General features: G+C 67.6%; 10 protein-coding genes. 2 read left to right on the top strand and 8 right to left on the bottom strand.

Going from position 1 to position 16,304, the window contains the following annotated elements; genetic code table 11:
• Window positions 1–85 precede the first annotated feature (85 nt).
• Window positions 86–4,849, top strand: a complete 4,764-nt coding sequence (locus B0920_RS16730; RefSeq protein ID WP_078033795.1) for a Calx-beta domain-containing protein — start codon at window positions 86–88, stop codon at window positions 4,847–4,849.
• 10 nt (window positions 4,850–4,859) lie between these two features.
• On the top strand, window positions 4,860–5,510 hold the full coding sequence (locus B0920_RS16725; protein WP_179119202.1) for an outer membrane protein: 651 nt from the start codon (window positions 4,860–4,862) through the stop codon (window positions 5,508–5,510).
• A 200-nt stretch (window positions 5,511–5,710) separates the two neighbouring features.
• Here B0920_RS16725 and B0920_RS16720 read toward each other — a convergent pair whose 3' ends face one another.
• The 8 genes from B0920_RS16720 to B0920_RS16685 form a co-directional block, all read right to left on the bottom strand.
• The gene (locus B0920_RS16720) at window positions 5,711–7,399 is read right to left on the bottom strand and encodes a PQQ-dependent sugar dehydrogenase (RefSeq protein WP_078033793.1); all 1,689 of its coding nucleotides are present in this window, start codon (window positions 7,397–7,399) and stop codon (window positions 5,711–5,713) included.
• A 44-nt stretch (window positions 7,400–7,443) separates the two neighbouring features.
• The gene (locus tag B0920_RS16715; protein WP_143745813.1) at window positions 7,444–8,859 is read right to left on the bottom strand and encodes a glycoside hydrolase family 5 protein; all 1,416 of its coding nucleotides are present in this window, start codon (window positions 8,857–8,859) and stop codon (window positions 7,444–7,446) included.
• A gap of 84 nt (window positions 8,860–8,943) precedes the next feature.
• Window positions 8,944–9,969: an NADP-dependent oxidoreductase gene (locus tag B0920_RS16710; protein ID WP_078033792.1), complete on the bottom strand. Its 1,026-nt coding sequence runs from the start codon at window positions 9,967–9,969 to the stop codon at window positions 8,944–8,946.
• Window positions 9,970–10,104: 135 nt separating this feature from the next.
• Window positions 10,105–10,647 (bottom strand): DUF4256 domain-containing protein, encoded by a 543-nt coding sequence (locus B0920_RS16705; protein WP_078033791.1) that lies wholly within the window; start codon window positions 10,645–10,647, stop codon window positions 10,105–10,107.
• Window positions 10,648–10,672: 25 nt separating this feature from the next.
• A complete protein-coding gene (locus B0920_RS16700) occupies window positions 10,673–11,104 on the bottom strand; it encodes a VOC family protein (protein WP_078033790.1) in 432 nt (143 codons plus the stop codon).
• Window positions 11,101–11,577: a helix-turn-helix domain-containing protein gene (locus tag B0920_RS16695; protein ID WP_078033789.1), complete on the bottom strand. Its 477-nt coding sequence runs from the start codon at window positions 11,575–11,577 to the stop codon at window positions 11,101–11,103. The genes B0920_RS16700 and B0920_RS16695 overlap by 4 nt, the downstream gene beginning before the upstream one ends.
• 114 nt (window positions 11,578–11,691) lie before the next feature.
• The gene (locus tag B0920_RS16690; RefSeq protein WP_078033788.1) at window positions 11,692–12,798 is read right to left on the bottom strand and encodes a ribonucleotide-diphosphate reductase subunit beta; all 1,107 of its coding nucleotides are present in this window, start codon (window positions 12,796–12,798) and stop codon (window positions 11,692–11,694) included.
• A 261-nt stretch (window positions 12,799–13,059) separates the two neighbouring features.
• Window positions 13,060–16,002: a ribonucleoside-diphosphate reductase subunit alpha gene (locus B0920_RS16685; protein ID WP_078033787.1), complete on the bottom strand. Its 2,943-nt coding sequence runs from the start codon at window positions 16,000–16,002 to the stop codon at window positions 13,060–13,062.
• Between the last annotated feature and the right edge of the window lie 302 nt (window positions 16,003–16,304).

Below are 16,304 nucleotides of genomic sequence, written 5' to 3'. Positions count from 1 at the left end.
ACGCCGCATCACGTAGTACGAGTCCCCTCCCCGCCTCGCCCTTTTCCGCCGTACCCCATTCATCCACTTTTACGCTGGGCTATCCATGGCCGTACCTACCGTTTCCGTTTCCTTTGCCAATGGCTTCATTGGCGACGCCAACAAGAGCAACCAGGCTTCGGCCGCGTCCTACCTGAAGGATATGGGTTGGTCCAACTTCCAGTTCCGCCAGGCCAGCACCACGGGCCAGTTCGGCGGCTCCCAGGGCAACGACAAGTCGGGCACCATCCTGATCACCGACGCGGCCGGCGTGCAGCACGAGATCACCGGCGTGATCAACTGGCGCGCGCCCAGCAGCCCGGTGACGACCATGGTGTTCTATGCCACCGGCGCCCCGACGACCCTGAAGACCACCACCGGCTTCTACACGGTCGACCCGAACACGGAGCAGAATGGCGACCCGCACACCTTCATCGGCCTGACCTTCAACGGCAAGACGCTGGCCATCGACAGCGACCGCACCGTCAGCGGCAGCGCGGCCACCGTCGGCCTGCTGCAGGAACTGAACACCTACCTGGCGAGCCAGCCGCAACTGCGCGTGGGCGACCTCACGGTCAACGAGGGCGACGGCACCGCGACCGTCACGGTCACGCTCAGCAAGGCCACTTCGGACACCGTCAAGGTCAACTTCGCCACCCAGAACGGCAGCGCCAGCGCCGGCGCCGACTATGGCAGCACCAGCGGAGAACTGGTGTTCACGCCAGGCCAATCCAGCAAGACCATCACCATCGCGCTGGTCGACAATGCGAGCGTGGACGGCGCCCGCGCCCTGAACGTGGTGCTGAGCGACAGCTCGTTCGCGGCGATCGTCGACAACAGTGGCGTCGTCACCATCAACGACAACGACGCCCAGCCCGCGGCGAGCGTCGCCGGCGTGGTCGCCGAGGACGCTGCCAACCCTGGCGCCAATCCGCTCGACGGCAGCGTGGTCGAAGGCGGAAGCCTGGTCTACAGCGTCACCCTGAACGGCACCGGCGGCGAGCACACCCTGGCGATCGGCGGCAGCGCGCTTGCGGGAGATCGTGGCGCCATCGGTTTCAGCAACGGCGTCACTTGGAAAAACGGCAACGCGGCGAGCGGCGTGGTGGTGGTTCCGTCCGGGGTCGGCAGTTTCAAGATCACGGTCGCCACGGTCGACGACAGCGCCATCGAAAGCAGCGAGACGGTGGTGCTCACCGTGGGCGGCAAGGCCGCCACCGGCACCATCACCGACAACGACACCCAGAGCGTGAGTGCGGTGAAAGCCGAGGACGCGGGCAATACCGGCGCCAATCCGGCCGACAGCACGGTCACGGAAGGCGCGAGCCTGCGCTATACCGTCGCGCTGAGCGCGGCCAGCCCGGCCAGCACCGAATACGCGCTCGTCCTGGGCGGCAGCGCCAGCGGCGCCGACCTTGGCCAGCTGGCCTTCAGCGCCGGCGTCGCCTGGAAGAACGGCACCCCATCCAGCGGCGTGGTGGTGGTTCCGGCCAACGTCACCAGCTTCAGCGTCACCCTGCCGACCCTGGACGACACCCTGATCGAGAACCCGGAAACGGCGATCCTGTCGGTCGGCGGCGTGAGCGCCACCGGCAACATCGAGGACAACGACACCCAGAGCGTGAGCGGCGTGCTGGCCGAAGACGCGGCCAACAGCGGCGCCAATCCGGTCGACGCCACGGTGACCGAGGGCGGCGACCTGTTATATACAGTCACGCTGAGCGGCGCCGGCCTGGCTCCGGCCGAGTACAGCCTGGCGATCGGCGGCAGCGCCGACGCCCAGGACCGCGGCAGCTTCGTGTTCAGCGGCGGCGTCGCCTGGAAGAACAACGACCCGGCCAGCGGCGCCGTGGTGGTGCCGGCCGGCATCGCCTCCTTCACCATCACCGTGCCGACCGTGGACGACAGCGCCGTCGAAGGCGCCGAACAGCTCGTGCTGACCGTGGGCGGCAAGGCCGCCACCGGCGTCATCGCCGACAACGACGGCGTAAGCGTGTCCGCCGTGATCGCCGAGGACGCGGCCAACACCGGCCTGACGCCGGCCGACGCCAGCGTCGCCGAAGGTTCGATCCTGCACTATACCGTGCAGCTTAACGCCGCCCCGCTGGCCACCAGCGAGTTCGCCCTCATCCTGGGCGGCAGCGCTTCCCTGGCCGACCGCGCCGGCATCGTCTTCAGCGACAACGTCACCTGGAAGAACGGCGACCCGGCCAGCGGCGCGATCCTGGTGCCGGCCGGCGTGGCCAGTTTCAAGGTCACCGTCGGCACCGTGGACGACGGCGAGATCGAAAGCACCGAAACCCTGGTCCTGACCGTGGGCGGCGTGGACGCCACCGGCAGCATCACCGACAACGACAGCCAGAGCGTCAGCACGGTGGTCGCCGAGGACGCCGCGAATACCGGCGCCACCCCGGTCGACAGCAGCGTGGTCGAAGGCGTCTCGCTGCGCTACGCCGTCACCCTGAACGGCGCCAGCCCGGCCGCGACCGAGTATGCCCTCACGCTGGGCGGCAGCGCCGACGTGACCGACCTGGGCGCGCTGTCCTTCAGCGACGGCGTGCACTGGAAGAACGGCAATGCGGCAGGCGGCGTGATCGTCGTCCCGGCCGGCGTGAGCGCCTTCACGGCCAGCTTGCCGACCGTGGATGACAGCCTGGTCGAGCTGACCGAGAACGCCATCCTCACCGTCGGCGGCGTCTGGGCCAGCGGCAGCATCGCTGACAACGACAGCCTGAACGTGGTGTCGGTGGTGGCCGAGGACGCGGCCAACCTCGGCCAGACGCCCTTCGACGCGACGGTGACCGAAGGGGCCGGCCTGGTGTACACGGTCGGCCTCAACGCCGCCACCGTGGCGCCGGCCGAGTTCTCGCTGGTGCTCGGCGGCACCGCCACCAGCGCCGACCTCGGGACGCTGGCCTTCAGCCATGGCGTGAGCTGGAAGAACGGCGATCCGGCCAGCGGCAAGATCGTGATTCCGGCCGGCGTGAGCAGCTTCAGCCTGAGCATCGCCACGGTCGACGACAGCCTCGTGGAATCCTCGGAGAGCGTGGTGGTGTCGGTCAATGGCGTGCATGGCACCGGCACCGTGGTCGACAACGACGTTCCGCCGCAACCGCAACCGCAACCACAGCCACAACCACTACCACAGCCTGAGCCTCAGCCTCAGCCGCAGCCGCAGCCGCAGCCGCAGCCTCAACCTCAGCCGCAGCCGGGCCCGAATCCGCAACCCGAGCCGGTGCTCGAAACCGGCCTCGATCCCGCCACCGACGACGGCGCCAGCGACCACGACACCGTGACCAGCGTGCGGACACCGGCGTTCACGGTCCAGGGCAGCGGCCTGCTGAGCGCGGGCGGCAGCGTGCGCCTGCTGGACCCGAACGGCCAGGTGGTCGGCACCCAGGCCGTCAGCGCCGAGGACGCCGCCGCCGGCCGTATCAAGGTGGCGCCGGGCGCCCTGGATGACGGCGTGTATACATATACCGTCGAAATCCGGGACGCCAGCGGCAAGGTGGTCGGTTCGGCGCCGGTGAGCGTCACCATCGTCACCGACCGCGACGGCGTCACGCCCTCGATCGAGCTGGCCGCCTATGGCGGCGACTACAACCAGGACGGCGTCCTCGACTGGCAGCAGAACGCTGTCGCCCTGCTTCCCCTGGGCTCCCTGGCCGACTTCGCCAAGGGCGTGAATGCTCCGGTGTCCTCGTTCGGCGCGGTGATCGCGGGTTCGCTCGGCGACGGCCTGGCGCCGGTCCAGCTGACCAGCGGCGCCCAGCTGCGCGACCTGAGCCTGACCGACCTGCCGGCCGCGCTGCCGCAGGAGCAGCGCGCGGCCTCGCCGGTGTTCAACTTCACCGTCACCTCGGCCGAGGGCGTGGCCGCCCTGCCCGACCTGGACCCGGGCCGCGCGGGCCTGCAGACGCGCGTCGTGATCGAGCTGGGCCAGACCGGCGTGGCCGCCAACGACTTCGTCAAGTTCGACAGCGCCAGCGGCACCTGGTACAGCTTCCTGGACGACCAGAACCTCGCCACCATCGACGACGGCGCCACCCTGGTCGACCTCGACCAGGATGGCCGCGTCGACCGCATCGTCATCACCCTGACCGACGGCGCGCGCGGCGACGAAGACGGCCTGGTCAACGGCGTGATCGTCGACCCCGGCCTGCTGTCCTTCGACCGCAGCCTGCCGGACCAGGTCTACGGCGTGCGCCTGGCCAATGGGGATCTGTACTACACCGACGACGTCAAGGACGCCGCCATCCAGGCCGCCGGCGTGGGCAACCTGTTCCAGGGCGTGGTGTGGGACTCGATGACCGGCCTGCCGGGCACCCTGGAGGTCTCCACCTGGTACCAGCCCTTCACCCAGGACGGCACCTACGCCGTCGACGGCCAGCCGCTGCCCTACGCCTGCTACGAGAAAGTGGCCGGCGGGCCGGGCTTCAAGGCGCTGGCTGCCGGCAGCGCGGGCACGGTGGGCGTGCACCTGTTCCAGGACGCCCAGGGCCGCACCGAGCTGGCCACCCTGGCCCAGGCTCAGCAGCTGGGCCTGACGAGCCAGGGCTACAGCGACCGTGGCGCCAAGTTCGGCGTCACTATGGATAATGCCTTCAAGTTCGACGCCGAAGGCTATCTGCTCGCCAACCACGACAGCGCCTCGGTGCAGGCGCTGGTCCAGCAACTGGCCGCCAGCTACCAGTCGACCAGCGCGGCCGGCTTCGTCGAAGCCGTCGAGCAGCACTATTTCGAGCAGGTCCAGCTGGTGGGTGTGGCCCACGGCGCCCAGGCGACGGCGGCGGACCTGAATGCGGTGTTCGGCACCGGATTCGGCAACTGAGGAGGATGCGATGAAGAGATGGAAACCGCTCGGCATGGCGGGCGCACTGCTGGCGCTGGGCGCGCTGCAGGCGCAGGCCGCCGAGCCTGTGAAATTCTGGGGCGTGCACGCGGGCGCCAACACCCTCGACGAGATGCGCGCGCGGGTCGATTTCGGCGCGGGGACGCCCCTCACCGGGACCGCCGACCTCGAACGCGGCCTGCACGGCGGCCTGATGATGGGGCGCCAGGGCGAGCACTGGCGCTACGAGCTGGAATACGAGACCGGGCGCTTCAAGGTCGAGCACCTGCGCCTGGGCCAGGTGAGCCAGACGGCCGACGCGCGCGGGCGCTACCACGCGCTGTTCGCCAACGGCTACCGGACCGACCGGCTGACCCAGTCGCTGGACAGCTTCGTCGGCGGCGGCATCGGCTGGGGCAGGATCAAGCTGCCGCGCCTGGGCCTGGGCGCGAACTGCGACTGCTTCGGACCGGCCTCCAAGAGCGGCTTCGTCTGGCAACTGCGGGCGGGTCTCGGCTACCGGGTGTCGCCCCAGGCCAGCCTGACCCTCCAGTACACCTGGCTCAGCCTGCCGCGACCGGAAGCCGGCGGGCCGCCGGCGATCCGCTATGAGCGCGAGCGTTTCGGGGCGCTGTCGCTGGGGTATGCGCGGCAGTTTTAACCGCCGCCCATAGCGTAAGCGTCAACCTTTGCCTTAGCGTTAGCCTCAGCACGTCGTTCCCGCGAAGGCGGGAACCCAAGTTTGCTCGCATGGCCACGAAAAGAGCGGCAGCTGTGCGAAGGAACTCGGGTTCCCCGCCGAGGTCACGCTGCGGCGGGGAACACCGGAGATACGTCCGCCGTAAGCTGAGCTTCAGCGCTTCAGCGCTTCGGCGCCACGCGCCACACCACGCCGCCGGCGTCGTCCACCACCAGCAGCGCACCGTCCTGCGCCACCTCCACCCCCGACGGCCGTCCCCACACGTCGCGGTCGCTCAGCACCATCCCGGTCATGAAGTCCTGGTACTGCCCGGTCGGCACGCCGTTCTTCATGAACACCCGCACCACCTTGTAGCCGGTGCGCACGCCACGGTTCCAGGAACCGTGCAGGGCCACGAACACGTCTCCCTCGTACTCCTTCGGGAAGGCGTTCTTCGCGCCCTTCGGCGCGTGGTACACCGCCATGCCCAGCGGCGCCGAGTGCGACTGGATCAGCACGTCCGGCACGATGCTCTTGCCCTTCAGGTCGGGCCGCTGGCCCTTCAGGCGCGGGTCTTCGTTGTCGCCGATGTAGTACCACGGCCAGCCGTAGAAGCCACCCTGCTTCACCCGCGTCAGGTAGTCCGGCGGCAGGTTGTCGCCCAGCGCGTCGCGCTCGTTCACGGTGCACATCAGATCGCCGGTAGACGGGTAGACCAGCATGCCGACGCAGTTGCGCAGGCCGGTGGCGTAGGTGCGGCGGTTACGCCCATCCACGTCGAAGGCCATGACGGTGGCGCGGTCGGTCTCCACGCCCCAGGCCGCGCCGACGCCATGGCGCGCTTCCCACTTGGCCAGCGGCTCAGGCGGGGCGGCGCCGATCTCGGTGGCGACGTTGGTCGCCGAGCCGATCGACAGCAGCATGGTCTTGCCGTCCTTCGAGAACGCCAGGGTGCGGGTGGTGTGGCCGCCGCTGGTGTCCGACAAATGCGGCACCACCACCTGGGCCGCGCCGCGCGCCTTCAGGTCGCCGTTGCGGTAAGGGATGCGCACGATAGAGTTGATGTTGGCGACATACAGGTATTGCGGATTCGCGCCCGAGGGCCAGAAGGCCATGCCGTAAGGGCGCTCCAGGCCGCTGGCGAACACCCCGGCGGTGTCGGCCGCCTGGCCGTTCTTCGAGCGCAGCACCTTGATCTCGCCCTTGCTGGTGGCGGCCAGGAACAGGTCGCCGTTCGGCGCGCGCAGCGCCAGACGTGGCTTGTCCTCGTCCTGGGCGTAGACCGAGACGGCGAAACCCTCGGGCACCGCCGGGATGCTGCCGTTCGGACGCGCTTCGACGCGCGGGCCGTTGCCGGCGCTGTCGGTGGCGAAGGGCGGCGGCAAGTCGCTGGCCTTGATGTGGTGGATCTTGCCGGGCTGGTTCTCGTCCCAGCCGCCGCTGCGCTCGGCGGCGGCGGCCGCGGGCGCCTGGGCGGCGGCCGCCGGGCCTTGCAGGCTGGCCAGGTAATCGATCAGCGCGGCGCGCGCGGCCTTGTCGGGCACGCCCACGGGCATCGTGGTGCCCGGCACGTTCCGGGCCGGATCGGCCAGGAAGAGATCCAGCTCCTCGCGGGTCCAGGTCTTGCCGGTGGCGCCGGCCTTGGCCAGCGCGTTCGAGTAGTTGTAGCCGGGGACCGCCGCGGCCTTGCGGCCCAGGAGCCCGAACAGGCCCGGGCCGGCGCGCGAGGACAGTTGGGCATCCACGCTGTGGCAGCTCGCGCAGTTGTTCTCGTAGACGGTGCGGCCGGCCTGCGGCGCGGCGTGGGCGCTGGACAGCGCGGTGAAGCTGGCGAGCATGAGGGCATGCAGCGTCAGGGTCTTGGCTTGCAAGGGCGTCTCCTGGTCAGTCTGGAAAAAACCACATCATAGGCCAATCATGGACCGGCGCGGTCTTTACGGCGCGCTGTGGCGAAGGGGTCCGGCGCCTGGGGGCTGGTCATCCAGCGCAGCAAGGGACCGTGCGGCTCGTAGCGCAGGCTGCCGAACTGCCGGAACAGGGCTTCGATCTGCTCCAGCGACGCGGTGTTGAAGTCCAGCGCCGGCACCTGCTCGCCTGCGGCATTGGTCACCATGCCCCAGGTGCCCTTGCCGTGGCCGCCCTTGTTACTCACGTATTTATATGACCATGCGGTGGCGGCCCAGCCCAGTTTCGCATACGTGTCGAAGCTCGCGCGGGCGATCTGGCCGCCCAGTTCCTGGCCCAGGCCGGCCCAGGGCTGGATCTCGCCCAGGTAGAAAGGCGTGTCGAGGGCGCGGATGCGGCGGTCCCAGGCGCACACGGTGCTGGCGCCGTTGCCGGACCCTTTGCCAGTGCAGCGCAGCCAGTCGCGGTGCACTGCGCGCGTCGGCTTGCCCCAGCCGAAATGGCCCGGGTAGGGATGCATCTCGAATGCCACGTTGCGCATGCCCCGTTCGCGCGGGTTCCCATAGGCCTGGATGTCGTCCTTGACGTGGCCGGGCAGGATGAGCACGTGATTCGGATCGACCTTGCGCACCGCCGCGTAGAGGGTCTCGATGGCGGCCGCCATCGTTTTCGAATCGGCGCCCCAGGGTTCGTTGAGCAGGCTGTAGCCGGCCACGGACGGACGGTCGCGGTAGCGGCCGGCGACCTGCTGCCACAGCCACGCGGTGCGCTCCTGGTAGGCCGGCACGCTCCAGAACTGGTTGCGGCCGGCGCAGCCGCTATGGTGCTCCCAGCCCTGGCTGCCGGCCGCGCCGTGCAGGTCGAGGATCACGTAGATGCCGCGCTTCTCGGCCTGGGCGATGGCCCAGTCCAGGTAATGCCAGGCGTCGGGGCGCAACTGGCCGGGATTCTTTTCGTCCTCGACCACGGTATGGATGAAGGGGACCCGCACCAGGTTGACGCCGAAGGCGGCCAGCCGGTCCCAGTCCTGTTCCCTCATCCAGTTGTCGCGGAACAGCTTCATCAGGCGTTCGCGTTCGGGGTAGCCGAAGCGGCGGTCCAGCACCGCCTCCAGCTTGCACTGGTCGTCGACGCCCTTGCTGCCCTGCCCCATCATCCAGAATTCGTTGATCAGCCAGCTGCCAAGGTTGGCGCCGCGCAGCGTGAGCGGCTTGCCGTCGGCGCTGACCCAGCGCGCGCCTTCTGCGCGCACCATCTGGCTGGCGTCGGTGATCGGTACAGGCGCTGGCGCCGCTGCCGCATTCGGGGCGGCGGTCGCGTGCGACACGGCCGCCGCCATTATCGCCGCCGACATCGCCGCCGACATCGCCGTCCACAAGGCGCGTGACACGCGCCGGCTCATCTCCGCACCGGTCTCGGTTTGCATCGCCGTCTCCTGTCGTGTTCTGGTCGCGCCCGGGATTGGAAACGTTCCCAGACACCTCGGGAGACTATAGCATTTCCGGCCTACTCAGTCCGCGAGCTTGACCACCAGCTTGCCGAAATTGCGGCCCTGGAGCAGGTCGATGAAGGCGGCCGGCGCATTCTCCAGGCCTTCGACGATGTCTTCACGGTAGCGCAGCCGGCCCTCGCGCACCCACTGGCCCGCTTCTTCAAGGAAGGCCGGGCGCAGCGCCAGGAATTCGCGCTGGATGAAGCCGCGCACGGTCAGGCTTTTCTTGAGCACGTCGCGCATCACCAGGGCCAGCCGGTCCGGGCCCGGTTCGGCCTGCGGGAGCGCGTTGTACTGCGAGATCAGGCCGCACACGGGCACGCGGGCGAAGTCGTTCAACAGCGGGAACACGGCGTCCCACACCTTGCCGCCCACGTTCTCGAAGTAGACGTCGACGCCGTCCGGGCAGGCTTCGGCCAGCCGGGCGGCGAAGTCCGGGGCGCGGTGGTCGATCACGGCGTCGAAGCCCAGTTCCTCGCGCACATAAGCGCACTTGTCGGCCCCGCCGGCGATGCCGACCGCGCGTGCGCCCTTGATGCGGGCGATCTGTCCGACCGCCGAGCCGACTGCGCCGCTGGCGGCGGCCACCACCACCGTCTGTCCCGGCGCCGGGCGGCCGATCTGCAGCAGTCCGGCCCAGGCGGTGAAGCCCGGCATGCCCAGCACGCCGAGCGCGGTGCTCAGCGGGGCGGCCTGCGGATCGAGCTTGCGCAGGTTGTCGCCGTCCGAGAGCGCGTGGCTTTGCCAGCCCGAGTGCGACAGCACCAGGTCGCCGACGGCGTAGTCGGGATGCCTGGAGGCGATCACGCGCGCCACCGTGCCGCCTTCCATCACGCCGCCGATGTCGACCGGCTTGGCATAGGATTTGGCGTCGTCCATCCTGCCGCGCATGTAGGGGTCGAGCGAGAGGTAGAGGATTTGCAGCAGCAGCTGGCCTTCGCCGGGAACCGGCAGCGGCTCATGGGCGATACGGAAATTCTCCGGCGTCGGCAGACCGCTGGGGCGGGAAGCGAGCAGGACCCGCTGGTTGAGGGTGTCGGTCATCTGGTCGTCCTTATGGTGAAACGGGACCGCCCATACTACGACGGATTGCACTTTCGTTCAGGGCATCCCTTATTCCGGGGCCTGGCGACATGCCCTCGCCTTGACCGGCGAGGGCCTTCGTCGATCTCGGATCCGCTAGACGGTCAGCACCGCGCGGAAGCCCCGCACCGCATAGTACGACTGCACGCCGTTGTGGTAGGTGAACACCTTGCCGTAGCGGCGATCGCAGAACAGCGCCCCGCCCAGCTTGCGCACCTCGGGCGGCGTCGCGATCCAGCTCGAGGTCTTCAGGTCGAATTCGCCCAGCTGCTGCAAGGCGCGGTACTGCTCTTCGGTGAGCAGCTCGACGCCCATTGCGGCGGCCATGCCGAGCGCGCTGCCCTGCGGCTTATTCTCCTTGCGCGCCGCCAGCGCGGCCTCGTCGTAGCACAGGCTGCGCCGGCCCAGCGGAGTCTCGGGGGAGCAGTCGCAGAAGGCGATGCGCCCGTTCTCATCCTTGCCGATCACGTCGGGTTCGCCGCCACTCTCTTCCATCGCATGAAGCGCCCGCAGGGCCTCGGGCTTGCTCTTCAGGCGCTCCCGAACCTCGGTCCAGGAAAGGCTTTCGTGGCGATGCATGTGCGTTTCGAAGCGGGCGCGTAAGGTGTCGAGCAGGATGTCGTGTTCTTTCGAGTTCATCGTCCTGGTGTTCCTTTCCTGAGCTTCAGTGGGCGGCCTGCGCCTGCGCTCGTGCGGCGCTCTCGATCATCTTCCAGCCGTTGCCGGAAGGGTCGCGAAAGCCCGCATCGACGTTGCCGTAACGTTCCACCGGCTCCTGGGTGAACTCGACGCCGCGCTCCTTCAGGCTTGCATAAGTGGCGCGGCAGTCGTCGACCGACAGCACCAGGGGCGGCATGGCGCCCTTGGCGACCATCGCGTGCAGGGTCTGGGCGGTGGCGGCGTCGTGCACGGGCGGGCCGGGACGGAACAGGCCGAGCTGGAAGCCCGGCTGGTCCGGATGCTGCACCGTCAGCCAGCGGTAATCGCCGTTGCGCACGTCCGTGTGGACCTTGAAACCGAGTTTGGCGACGTAGAAGTCGAGCGCTTCGTCCTGGTCGCGCACGTACAGGCCGACGACATTGATACCTGAAATCATGATGTCTCCTTTGAATGGAGCTCCAGTGTGCCAGCGGCCTCCCGGCGCCGCTTCTCCAAAACTGCGATGTTGAGGTCGGGACGGTGGGCGCCGCGCGCCACGCATTCGGGCACCTGCCGGCCGAGGTCGGGAACCGAGCGCGCCCGCAGGCGCAGGTCGCCCGGGCTCTCGCCGGTAATGTCGCGGAAGATGCGCCCGAAGGTGCCGATGCTGTTCCAGCCGGTGCGCAGGGCGACTTCGGTGACCGGCAGGTCGGTGTCGCGCAACAGCGCGCTGGCGCGCTCGATGCGGCGGGTGAGCAGGTAGCGGTGCGGCGGCAGGCCAAAGGCCTTCTTGAATTCGCGCGCGAAGTGGGCGCTCGAGACGGCGCTGACCTCGGCCAGTCGCACTATCGGCCACTCCTCGTGCGGGGCGCCGTCCATGCGGTCCTTGGCGCGCAGCAGGCGGCGCAGCAAATGTGGGTTCTGGCTCATCCTGTCCTGAAACGCTGGCGTCGGTCCTTACCGGATTAGCAACGCCGTTCAGTATAGCCAAAAAAAACCGGCGGAGCGAAGCCGCCGGTTTGCAGGAAGTCTGCGATCGCTCTATCAGTCCCAGCTCAGGGTGCCGCCGGTCTGGTACTCGGTCACGCGGGTCTCGAAGAAGTTGCGCTCCTTCTTCAGGTCGATCATCTCGCTCATCCACGGGAAGGGGTTTTCTTCGTTCGGGAACAGCGGGTCCAGGCCGATCTGCACGGCGCGGCGGTTGGCGATGAAGCGCAGGTAGCTCTTGAACATCGGCGCGTTCAGGCCCAGCACGCCGCGCGGCATGGTGTCCTCGGCGTAGCGGTATTCCAGCTCGACCGCCTTCAGGAACAGTTCCTTGATCTCGTCACGGAAAGCCGGGGTCCACAGCATCGGGTTTTCCATCTTGATCGTGTTGATCAGGTCGATGCCGAAGTTCACGTGCATCGACTCGTCACGCAGGATGTACTGGTACTGCTCGGCGGCGCCGGTCATCTTGTTCTGGCGGCCGAGCGCCAGGATCTGGGTGAAGCCGACGTAGAAGAACAGGCCTTCCATCATGCAGGCGAAGACGATGATCGACTTCAGCAGCTTCTGGTCGTTCTCGACGGTGCCGGTCTTGAAGTCCGGGTCGGTCAGGACCTCGATGAAGGGAATCAGGAACTGGTCCTTGTCGTGGATCGATTCGATCTCGTTGTAGGCATTGAAGATCTCGCGCTCGTCCAGGCCCAGCGACTCGACGATGTACTGGTAGGCGTGGGTGTGGATCGCCTCTTCGAAGGCCTGGCGCAGCAGGTACTGGCGGCATTCCGGCGCGGTGATGTGGCGGTAGGTGCCCAGCACGATGTTGTTGGCGGCCAGCGAGTCGGCGGTGACGAAGAAGCCCAGGTTGCGCTTGACCAGGCGGCGCTCGTCTTCCGACAGGCCGTTCGGGTTCTTCCACAGCTCGATGTCGCGCTGCATGTTCACTTCCTGCGGCATCCAGTGGTTGGCGCAGCCGGCCAGGTACTTGTCCCACGCCCACTTGTACTTGAACGGGACCAGCTGGTTCACGTCGGTCTGGCCGTTGATGATGCGCTTGTCGTCGGCGTTGACGCGCTTCGCCACTTCGGAGGCGGGGGCGCCTTCCGGGTTGGCTGCGGTTTGCGGGGCGCGCGGGGCGCTGGTCGGTTCGTCGTCCCAAGAGAGCATGTTTGTTGATCCTTCTGTCGTGGCCGGATCGCGGGGAAGCGCGGTTCCGGCCTCGGTTGTGTTGAAAAATGGTCGTTCCGGTGGGGATCAAGCGCTGGCGGTTGGCTGGCGAACTTGGGTTCCGGCCTTCGCCGGAACGACGGTCTTTAGGCTAAGGGCATTGTTCAGGTCGCGGTATTCCGGGTCACGCTGGTGTTCAAACCCACGGCGACTTGACGGCGTGTTGGTGCAAGCCATCGCTGGCTTGCACCATTCACGCGCTTACTGGCAAGCCTCGCACTCGTCGAAGCCGGCATCGCCCGGACGCAGGTAGCAGGCGGCGCCTTCCACCACTTCCGCGCTGGCGGCCGGAGCCGACGCCTGCGGCGCATTCGCCGCCGCGGGAGCGCCCGCCGGAGCCGCGTGGCCGGCCGACAGGCCGCCCGAGACCGGCACCGCGTTCAGGGCGCCGGTGCGGGTGGTCGACTTCTCCATGTGGGTCGCGGCGATCGTGCGCAGGTAGTAGGTGGTCTTCAGGCCGCGCAGCCATGCCAGCTTGTAGGTCTCGTCCAGCTTCTTGCCCGAGGCGCCGGCCATGTAGATGTTCAGCGACTGGGCCTGGTCGATCCACTTCTGGCGGCGCGAGGCGGCTTCCACCAGCCACTTCGGCTCGACTTCGAACGCGGTGGCGTAGATGTCGCGCAGGTCCTGCGGCACGCGGTCGATCTTGCTCAGCGAACCGTCGAAGTACTTCAGGTCGGCGATCATCACCTCGTCCCACAGGTCGCGCGCCTTCAGGTCGCGCACCAGGTAGGCGTTGATCTCGGTGAATTCGCCCGACAGGTTCGACTTCACGTACAGGTTCTGGAAGGTCGGCTCGATGCAGGCCGACACGCCGATGATGTTCGAGATGGTCGCGGTCGGGGCGATCGCCACGCAGTTCGAGTTACGCATGCCGAACTGCTTGATGCGGTTGCGCACCACGCTCCAGTCCATGCTCTCGCTGGCGTCCTGCTCCAGGTAACCGCCGCGCTCTTCCGCCAGCAGCTTGATCGAGTCCTGCGGCAGGATGCCGCGGTCCCACAGCGAGCCGGTGTAGGACTCGTAGCGGCCGCGCTCCTCGGCCAGCTCGGTCGAGGCCAGGTAGGCGTAGTAGCAGACGGCTTCCATCGACTTGTCCGCGAACTCGACGGCCTTGTCCGAGGCAAACGGCACGCGCATCATGTGCAGGCAGTCCTGGTGACCCATGATGCCCAGGCCGACCGGGCGGTGGCGCAGGTTCGAGTTGCGCGCCTTGTCGACGGCGTAGTAGTTGATGTCGATGACGTTGTCCAGCATGCGCATCGCGGTGCGGATGGTCTTCTGCAGCTTGACGTGGTCCAGGCCATCGCCCTTCATGTGCTGCGGCAGGTTCACCGAGCCCAGGTTGCAGACGGCGATCTCGTCCTCGCTGGTGTTCAGGGTGATCTCGGTGCACAGGTTCGACGAGTGCACCACGCCCACGTGCTGCTGCGGCGAACGGATGTTGCACGGATCCTTGAAGGTGATCCACGGGTGGCCGGTCTCGAACAGCATCGACAGCATCTTGCGCCACAGATCGAGCGCCTCGATCTTCTTGAAGACGCCCATCTCGCCGCGCTCGGCCTTGGCTTCGTAGGCGACGTAGGCTTTCTCGAAGGCCTTGCCGGTCAGGTCGTGCAGGTCCGGGGTCTCGGACGGCGAGAACAGGGTCCAGGTGCCCTTCTCCATCACGCGCTTCATGAACAGGTCCGGGATCCAGTTCGCGGTGTTCATGTCGTGGGTGCGGCGGCGGTCGTCGCCGGTGTTCTTGCGCAGGTCGAGGAATTCCTCGATGTCCAGGTGCCAGGTTTCCAGGTAGGCGCAGACCGCGCCCTTGCGCTTGCCGCCCTGGTTGACCGCCACGGCGGTGTCGTTGACCACCTTCAGGAAGGGCACGACGCCCTGCGAGCGGCCGTTGGTGCCCTTGATGCGCGAGCCGAGCGCGCGCACCGGGGTCCAGTCGTTGCCCAGGCCGCCGGCGAACTTCGACAGCAACGCGTTTTCCTTGATCGCGTCGTAGATGCCTTCCAGGTCGTCGCTGACGGTGGTCAGGTAGCACGAGGACAGCTGCGAACGGCGGGTGCCCGAGTTGAACAGGGTCGGGGTCGAGCTCATGAAGTCGAAGGACGACAGCAGGTTGTAGAACTCGATGGCGCGCGCTTCGCGGTCGGCTTCGCGCAGGGCCAGGCCCATCGCGACGCGCATGTAGAAGGCCTGCGGCATCTCGATGCGCACGTCGCGCACGTGCAGGAAGTAGCGGTCGTACAGGGTCTGCAGGCCGATGTAGCCGAACTGCAGGTCGCGGTCGGCGACGATGGCCTTGGCCAGGCGCTCGAGGTCGAACTTGCCCAACTCTTCATCCAGCAGCTCGTGCTGGATGCCCTTGGCGATGTACTGCGGGAAGTAGGTGATGTACTCGGCGGCGGCGCCGGCTTGCGGCACTTCCTTGCCGAAGACTTCCTTGCGGATGGTGTGCAGCAGGATGCGGGCGGTCACCTGGCTGTAGGCCGGGTCCTTTTCCATCAGCGCGCGGGCGGCCAGGATGGCGGACTTGTGCAGCTCTTCCAGCGGCACGCCGTCGTACAGGTTCTTCAGGGTCTCGGAGACGATGGCGTCGGCGTCGACATGCTTTTCCAGGCCGGCGCAGGCGGCGTTGATCAGGCCGGCGACCACGTTCATGTCCAGCGGACGGCGCTCGCCGCCGTCGACCACGTGGATCTGCGGCGCCTGGACGGCGTTGCCGCCGGCGGCTTCCTTGGCCGCGCGGCGCTCTTCCATGCGCTTGGCGCGGTACAGCACGTATTCGCGGGCGACGTCATGCTCGCCCGAACGCATCAGCGACAACTCGACCTGGTCCTGCACGTCTTCGATGTGGAAGGTGCCGCCGTTCGGCTGGCGGCGCACCAGCGCGGCCACCACGTTGTTGGTCAGCTGTTCCACCAGTTCGCGGATGCGCGCCGACACCGCGCCCTGCCCGCCGGCGACGGCGAGGAAGGCCTTGGTCATCGCGACCGAGATCTTGTTCGGCTCGAACGCGACCACCGCGCCGTTACGGCGGATGACGCGGTAATCACCACGCGCAACGATCTCGGCAGGGGTGGCGCCGGTCGCCGTCGTTCCTGGGGTGACGTGCGGGTTGATCGAGATGTCTTGTGCTGTTTGCATTGAGCCTCCAGGATGGCAGCCGCAGCCGCCGTTTTGTTATCACTGAGACCGTTACCGGCCGTTGACAAATTTAAAAGCAAAGCGATACCCCGCCAGCCGGTGGCCTAAGCTGGCAAACCAGATATGCAGGGTAAGAATCTTTCGTTGAATCGTGTCGGAAGCTGAGCTTGCCGACTACCGGTGGATCTAGCAGGTGAGCTAGCAGATGAGCTAGCGGATGAGCTAGTTGCTTCTTGTTCACTACCACTAGATCTAGTGTCCGGCGTTGAGATGAGACTAATTGTAGTACCTCGTTTGCGATA

The organism is Massilia sp. KIM (assembly GCF_002007115.1).
Classification (GTDB): domain Bacteria; phylum Pseudomonadota; class Gammaproteobacteria; order Burkholderiales; family Burkholderiaceae_D; genus Telluria.
This window is presented reverse-complemented; position numbering and strand designations above follow the sequence as displayed.

What these genes read in the sequence shown, in the direction of transcription:
- B0920_RS16730 (WP_078033795.1), top strand. Translation starts at nt 86, where the DNA reads ATGGCCGTACCTACCGTTTCCGTTTCCTTTGCCAATGGCTTCATTGGC.
- B0920_RS16725 (WP_179119202.1), top strand. Translation starts at nt 4,860, where the DNA reads ATGAAGAGATGGAAACCGCTCGGCATGGCGGGCGCACTGCTGGCGCTG.
- B0920_RS16715 (WP_143745813.1), bottom strand. Translation starts at nt 8,859, where the DNA reads ATGCAAACCGAGACCGGTGCGGAGATGAGCCGGCGCGTGTCACGCGCC.
- B0920_RS16710 (WP_078033792.1), bottom strand. Translation starts at nt 9,969, where the DNA reads ATGACCGACACCCTCAACCAGCGGGTCCTGCTCGCTTCCCGCCCCAGC.
- B0920_RS16705 (WP_078033791.1), bottom strand. Translation starts at nt 10,647, where the DNA reads ATGAACTCGAAAGAACACGACATCCTGCTCGACACCTTACGCGCCCGC.
- B0920_RS16700 (WP_078033790.1), bottom strand. Translation starts at nt 11,104, where the DNA reads ATGATTTCAGGTATCAATGTCGTCGGCCTGTACGTGCGCGACCAGGAC.
- B0920_RS16695 (WP_078033789.1), bottom strand. Translation starts at nt 11,577, where the DNA reads ATGAGCCAGAACCCACATTTGCTGCGCCGCCTGCTGCGCGCCAAGGAC.
- B0920_RS16690 (WP_078033788.1), bottom strand. Translation starts at nt 12,798, where the DNA reads ATGCTCTCTTGGGACGACGAACCGACCAGCGCCCCGCGCGCCCCGCAA.
- B0920_RS16685 (WP_078033787.1), bottom strand. Translation starts at nt 16,002, where the DNA reads ATGCAAACAGCACAAGACATCTCGATCAACCCGCACGTCACCCCAGGA.